The sequence below is a fragment of the Streptomyces sp. 150FB genome, assembly GCF_000818195.1.
Taxonomy (GTDB): domain Bacteria; phylum Actinomycetota; class Actinomycetes; order Streptomycetales; family Streptomycetaceae; genus Streptomyces.
Genome location: NZ_JTHL01000001.1, coordinates 9,445,620 through 9,451,807, shown reverse-complemented (window position 1 = coordinate 9,451,807; position 6,188 = coordinate 9,445,620). Strand labels below are relative to the sequence as shown.

Below are 6,188 nucleotides of genomic sequence, written 5' to 3'. Positions count from 1 at the left end.
GCGGGTGCACCGTCCGCCGGGGCGGACGGACGGGGCACCCGCCCCAGGGACGGACGGCCCGGGGGAGGCGGCCCCGGGCGGGTCAGCCGACGAGCTTCTGGATGCGCTCGTCCGTGGTCTTCCACGCCTCGTCACGGCTCTTGCCCTGCGATTCGATGAGCTGCAGGCCCGCGGTGAAGGTGTCCTTGATGGTGCCGTCCTTGCGGCCGAGGATCTGCTCGTCGGGGATCTCCTTCGCCGCGTCACCGAAGATCTGGCCGATCGGCGCGTCGCTGAAGTACGCCGATTTGCCGTTCGCGACCGACGGCATGTCGATCGCCGTCTTCGAGGAGGGGAAGTTACCGAGCTTCTGGAAGATGTACGCCTGCTGTGCGGGCGCGCTCAGCCAGGCGATGAGCTTCTCGGCCTGCTTCTTGACCGGGCTGTTCTCCATCACCCCGAGGAACGAGCCGCCCCAGTTGGCACCCTTGGGCGCCTTCGCGACGTCCCACTTGCCCTTGTTCGCGGGTCCGGCCTTCTCGCTGATGTGGGCGAGCATCCAGGCCGGGCAGACCGCGGTGGCGAAGGTGCTGTTGGCCAGACCGGGGTCCCAGCCGGGCTGGAACTGGCGGAGTTTGGCGCTCAGCCCCGACTCGGCGGCGTCGGCGGCGAGGTTCCACGCCTCCTTCACGAGCGGGTTCTTCGCGTAGACCAGCGAGCCGTCCTTGTCGTAGAACTGCTCGGGACCGCCGTAGATCATCGCGTTGAACAACCCGCTTGAGCTGTCCATGTAGGCGACCTTGGGGGCCTTGGACTGCTTCTTGAACGTACGGCCGACCTCGACGTACTTCGACCAGTCACCCGCCCACAGCTTCGCCACCTCGTCGCGGTCGGTGGGCAGTCCGGCCTGCGCGAACAGGTCCTTGCGGTAACACACAGCCATCGGGCCGATGTCGGTGCCGAGGCCGATCTGCTTGCCGTCCTTGGTGGTCACCTGGTTCGACTTCCAGGGCAGGAAGTGATCGAGACCGGGGGTCTTGGAGAGGTCGGCGAACTTGTCCGCCTGGGTGTCGACCAGCTCCTTGGCGCGGCCGATCTCTATGCCCTGGATGTCCTTGAGGCCGCTGCCCGCGGCGAGATGTGTCTGTAGTGCGGTGTAGTAGCTCTGCTCGTCACCGGTCACGTCCGCCTCGATGGTGACGTCCGGGTTCTCCTTCATGTACCGGTCGAGGAGATCCGTCTCCTTGAACCCCATGACGCCGAAGAGACCCATGCTGATGACGGTCTTGCCGTCCTTGGTACGCGCCTTGCCGCTGTCGCCGCCCGAGCAGCCGGCGACAAGGGCGAGGGACACGACAGCCGCCGTGGCGGCTGCGAGGGTGGAACCGAAGCGCTTACGGGCAGTGCCCATGTGCTTCCTCCTTGCAGCGGCGCCCTGACATGCGCCGCTGCGGATCACGGTCGGGTGAAACGCGGAACCCCGTCTGCGGGAAAACCCGGGAGCGCAAAACTGGGAGCGCTCCCAACGGGTTGTGGAAGACTCTCGGCAGACCTGGGGGTGTGTCAAGAGTCGAAGTCGGTTCCGTTGCATGAATCTGTCCGGACCGGGCCCCCGCGCGGCGGTCGCGCGGGCCACGCAGGACACTTTCCCGGAGAGCGCCTTCGGGCCCCACCGGGGCGAGAGTCAGGAGATGTGATGAGTAGCCGCAAACGGCAGGACCGGAGGCCAACTCTTGAAGCGGTCGCCCAGTTGGCGGGCGTGGGCAGAGGGACGGTCTCCCGGGTGGTCAACGGCGCCCCGGGCGTCAGCGCGAAGGCCAGAGCCACCGTCGAGGCCGCCATCGCCGAGCTGAACTACGTACCGAACCCGGCCGCGAGGTCCCTGGTCACGAGCCGGACCGACTCCATCGCGCTGGTGATCCCCGAGTCGGAGAGCCGGCTGGCCGCCGAGCCGTACTTCTCCGCCGTCATCCGGGGGGTGAGTACGGAACTCGCCGACACCGAGATGCAGTTGCTGCTGATCCTGGTGCGCGACGAACGCGAGCTGAAACGGCTCACGCGCTTCGTCGAGGCGCACCGGGTCGACGGCGTGCTGCTGGTCTCGGTGCACCACGACGACCCGCTGCCCGCACTTCTGGAGTCGATGCAGATCCCGACCGTCCTCGCCGGCCGGCGGTCACCCGACGAATCGCTCAGCCATGTCCACTCGGACAACGTGGGCGGCGCGGCGCAGGCCGTACGGCACCTGCTCGACCGGGGGCGTACGTCGGTGGCCACCATCACGGGCCCGCTCGACATGGATGTGACCCGGAGCCGTCTGCAGGGCTGGCGCGACGCCCATCTCGAACGCGGCGCGGCGCCCGACGAGTCGCTGGCCGCACCGGGTGACTTCACCGAGGAGGGCGGGGCCGCCGCCATGCGCGAACTGCTGGGCCGCCACCCGGGCATCGACGCGGTCTTCGCCGCTTCCGACGTCATGGCGGCGGGCGCGCTGGCGGAGCTGCGGGAGCGGGGCCGGCGCGTCCCCGAGGACGTGGCCGTCGTCGGCTTCGACGACTCCGTCGTCGCACGCCACACCGTCCCGCCGCTCACCAGCGTCAACCAGCCGATCGAGGACATAGGGCGCACCATCACCCGGCTGCTGCTGGCGGAGATCGACAACCCGGCCCTGCCGCATCAGCGGATCACACTTCCGACGACACTGACGCACCGTCAGTCCACCTGAACGAGTTCACCTGAGCGACAGGGGTACATGTGTACGGATTTCCGATTTAACACACTCCGCGTGGACTAAGCCATTAGGTACCAACTTGTACCAACTTCGTAACAACCCCCGTGCCCTCCCGCCGTGGGCGCGCACCCCGGGTCGTATGGGGTGACGCAACTCCGCAGTCGATCGAGCGATACGGAAACAACAAAGATCGGGGATTGATATGAAGATCATCCAGCGTGCCGTGGCCGTCGGGGCCCTCGCGACCACTCTCGTGGGCGGCACCGCGCTGCTCGCCCCCGGGGCGGGCGCCGCCGGGCAGACCACGTCCCCGGCATCGGCCACGGCCGACCGCTCGCCGGTGCCGGTACCGGCGGCCAAGACCCAGGCGCAGTACAACGGCGCCTGCGGCGCGGGCTACACCGTCGTGAACTCGGCGGAGGTCGGGACGGTGGGCACCGTGTTCCTGACGTACAGCACCAAGACCGGCGACAACTGTGTGGTGACCGTGCGCACCAAGCCCGCTGCCGCGATCTGGATGGTCGCCTCCCTCAAGATCAGCGGCGCCGCCACCGGGATCAACGACTCGGACTACTACCGGTCGTACGCCGGGCCCGTCCCGCTGTACGCCGCCGGCAAGTGCGTGACCTGGTACGGCGTCATCGGCACGGCCAGAGGCGGCAAGACCCGCACGAACTGCGGTACGTACGCAGCCGTCCAGGGCTGACACACCGCCACCGGGGCCGCGCCCTTCCCGGGCGCGGCCCCGCTCGCTCAGACCGCCTTCGCGAAGGCGTCGACGCCTGTGAGGCCGGCCGAGAGCTCCCACAGCCGGGCCGCCTGCTCGGGGTCGGTCGCCCACTCGCGTACGCCGCTGAGCGCACCGCTGCCGTCGGCCGGTTCCGCGATGTCGCAGTCCTCGCAGTAGACCCCGCCCTCGCCCGCCAGCCGCGGCGACGTGGCCGCCCAGAGCTGCGTCGCGGCCCCCTCCTCCGCTGTCTTGAACCCGGCGGCTGTCAGATTGCCGTCCTCGTCGATCCAGCCGAGGTCGATCATCTCCTGCTTGGGGAGATGGCGCTGCAGTGGTGTGAGGATGCCGCCGGGGTGCACGGCGAAGGCCCGTACGCCGGACTCGCGCGCGAGGGCGTCGAGCTGGACGGCGAACAGGGAGTTGGCCGTCTTCGCCTGGCCGTACGCCTGCCACTTGTCGTAGCCGTGCTCGAACCGCACGTCGTCCCAGCGGATGCCGGAGTGGCGGTGACCGCTCGACGAGACGGAGACGATACGGGCTGCGCTCGCGACGGCCGGCCAGAGCCTGTTCACGAGTGCGAAGTGGCCGAGGTGGTTGGTCGCGAACTGCGCCTCCCAGCCGGGACCGACCCGGGTCTCCGGGCAGGCCATCACGGCGGCGTTGTTGATCATGATGTCGACGGAGCGGCCGGAGGCCAGGAAGCCGTCGGCGAAAGCGCGGACGCTTTCGAGGTCACCGAGGTCCAGCTCGCCGATCTCGACCCCTTCGACGGACGCCAGGGCCTCCTTCGCCACGACGGGCCGCCGGGCGGGTACGACCACGTGCGCGCCGGCGCCGACGAGCGCTCGTGTCGTCTCCAGACCGAGGCCCGAGTAGCCGCCGGTCACGATCGCCAATTTTCCGGTGAGGTCGATTCCGCGCAGGACCTCGGCCGCCGTGCTCCGGGCTCCGAACCCTGATCCGATCTTGTGCTGAGCTGTCATACGTCCGAGGCTAAGAATTGGAGCGCACTCCAAGTCAAGTCCGGGGCGACAGCCGAATCCGGGGACCGGCTGAACGACTGTCGAATTCACCAGCGGGTGCGGGGGCGCGAACCGCCCACGATCGGGTCAGTGATGTCCGGTCGGGGCCAGGCAACTGCTAGGCAGGGAGTCGTTGCCCCTCTAGCAGCTCTGGAGTCACTCTTGTCCATCGATGCCGTCCTCGCCCAGGGCCAGGAAACCCCCGCTGTCCGTCCGCTCATCCCCGGGCAGACGACGACCGACGCAAGGGAGGGCGGACCCGCCGGCCGGGTGGAGGAACGTACTCTCACCTTCGACGGCTTCGCCTACACCTGCCGCGTCCTGCGCCACGACACTCCCCTGACCGAGCCGCTCCTGGTGCTCGGCGGGTCGTCCCAGGACCGCAACTCCTGGCTGCGGCACGAGAAATGGCTGGGCCCGCTGGGTCAGGTGATCACGGTGGACCTGCCCGGCTACGGCACGGCCGACTTCCTCCCCGCGACCTACGGTGTGGACTTCCTCGCTGACGCTCTCGCGCATCTGCTGTCCGAACTCGACGTGGAGCGCGTCAATCTGGTCGCCGCCTGCTACGGCGGCGCGGTCGGTCTGCGCTTCGCCCAGCACTACCCGGAGCGGCTCGCGCGGCTCCTGCTGGTCGGCATGACCACCCGGATCCCCGCGGACTACGCGGCCGCCATGGAGCGGTGGGCCGTGATGATCGAGCGCGGTGAGACGGAGACCATCGCCCGTGAGCTGGCCGACCGCTTCATGTCACCGCCCGGCACCGGCCGCGTACGCAAGCACGCCGCCGTCTCGCGTCTCGTGTACCAGCAGATCGCGGGGCAGAGCCCGGAGGAGCTGCGCAAGTCGGCCGAGCACAACACCCGTCTGATGCGTCACGAGTGGTACCGCAGGGGCCCGGTGCCCGCCGTGCCGACTCTGGTGGTGACGGGCGAGCACGACACACTGTGTACGCCGGACATGGGCCGGGAGGTCGCAGCGGAGATTCCCGGGGCGCGCTTCCTCACCATCGAGGAGACCGATCACCTCGCCCCGGTCGAGCGCATCGCCGACTTCGCCGACCTCGTCGCGCGCTTCTGCACGGACCGGGCGCTGGAGGGGCTGCCGTACTGCGGCAGTCCGGAGAGCTTCGGCGGCGCCCTGCCCCCGCGTTGAGGGCACCCCTCAGCCGTCCAGCGCCCGCAGCGCGGCCAGTTGTCCGGTGCGGCGCTTCGTCAGTTCGGCGGCGAGGCGCTTCGCCGACGCCGAGGCACCCGAGTGCGTCTCGCCCCGCGCGACGACGAGGCTCTGTTCGAAGTGCTCACGCAGGTAGGTCCTGGCCAGGGTGTCGAAGGCCGCGCCACGGCTCGCGGCGACGGCTTCCAGCTCCTCGTCGGTCACCATCCCTTTCATGTCCATCCCGTCGTGCGGGTTCGTGCCCGAGGCCCCCGCCGCTGTCAGCACCGCGCGCAGTTCGGGGAGTTCGGCCCGATGGGTGCCGGACGTACGGCGGGCGAGAGCCGACAGGCCCGGGTCTCCCGCGCGGCCGGCGATCAGGTCGAGGAGCAGCAGGGTGCGTTCGTCCATCGGCACCATGATCTGCGCCCAGGCCAGGTCGGTCGCGTTGTAGCCGTCGGAGGCGACGCCGGTGGCGGCGGGTCCCGCGGTGCGCCCGCTCGTCGGCGCCGGGGCCGCCGTGCTGCCCCGCACCCCGTCCTCCGGTTTCTCGGCGGCGGCGCAGCCGAGC

At 69.7% G+C, this 6,188-nt stretch carries 6 protein-coding genes; 3 read left to right on the top strand and 3 right to left on the bottom strand.

Annotated elements, in window-relative coordinates; translation table 11 throughout:
• Window positions 1–82: 82 nt before the first annotated feature.
• On the bottom strand, window positions 83–1,390 hold the full coding sequence (locus tag QR77_RS40405) for an extracellular solute-binding protein (protein WP_040026875.1): 1,308 nt from the start codon (window positions 1,388–1,390) through the stop codon (window positions 83–85).
• 285 nt (window positions 1,391–1,675) lie between these two features.
• Between QR77_RS40405 and QR77_RS40400 the strand changes: the two genes are divergently transcribed.
• Window positions 1,676–2,704 (top strand): LacI family DNA-binding transcriptional regulator, encoded by a 1,029-nt coding sequence (locus QR77_RS40400; RefSeq protein WP_040026874.1) that lies wholly within the window; start codon window positions 1,676–1,678, stop codon window positions 2,702–2,704.
• Window positions 2,705–2,912: 208 nt separating this feature from the next.
• Window positions 2,913–3,416 (top strand): hypothetical protein, encoded by a 504-nt coding sequence (locus tag QR77_RS40395; protein ID WP_040026873.1) that lies wholly within the window; start codon window positions 2,913–2,915, stop codon window positions 3,414–3,416.
• Window positions 3,417–3,463: 47 nt separating this feature from the next.
• Here the strand turns inward: QR77_RS40395 and QR77_RS40390 are convergent, their stop codons facing one another.
• Window positions 3,464–4,423 carry an SDR family NAD(P)-dependent oxidoreductase gene (locus QR77_RS40390; protein ID WP_040026872.1) on the bottom strand — a complete coding sequence of 320 codons (960 nt, stop codon included), beginning with the start codon at window positions 4,421–4,423 and terminating at the stop codon, window positions 3,464–3,466.
• A 201-nt stretch (window positions 4,424–4,624) separates the two neighbouring features.
• On the opposite strand from QR77_RS40390, the gene QR77_RS40385 reads away from it, so the two are divergent.
• Entirely contained in the window at window positions 4,625–5,617 is a 993-nt protein-coding gene (locus tag QR77_RS40385) for an alpha/beta fold hydrolase (protein WP_236711020.1), read from the top strand.
• Between the two features lie 9 nt (window positions 5,618–5,626).
• Here QR77_RS40385 and QR77_RS40380 read toward each other — a convergent pair.
• On the bottom strand, window positions 5,627–6,188 hold a 562-nt coding region (locus tag QR77_RS40380; protein WP_052489469.1), incomplete at its 5' end, for a DUF305 domain-containing protein.

Excerpts from the sequence above, each read along its gene's own strand:
- QR77_RS40390 (WP_040026872.1), bottom strand. The coding sequence starts at position 4,423 with ATGACAGCTCAGCACAAGATCGGATCAGGGTTCGGAGCCCGGAGCACG.
- QR77_RS40395 (WP_040026873.1), top strand. The coding sequence starts at position 2,913 with ATGAAGATCATCCAGCGTGCCGTGGCCGTCGGGGCCCTCGCGACCACT.
- QR77_RS40405 (WP_040026875.1), bottom strand. The coding sequence starts at position 1,390 with ATGGGCACTGCCCGTAAGCGCTTCGGTTCCACCCTCGCAGCCGCCACG.
- QR77_RS40400 (WP_040026874.1), top strand. The coding sequence starts at position 1,676 with ATGAGTAGCCGCAAACGGCAGGACCGGAGGCCAACTCTTGAAGCGGTC.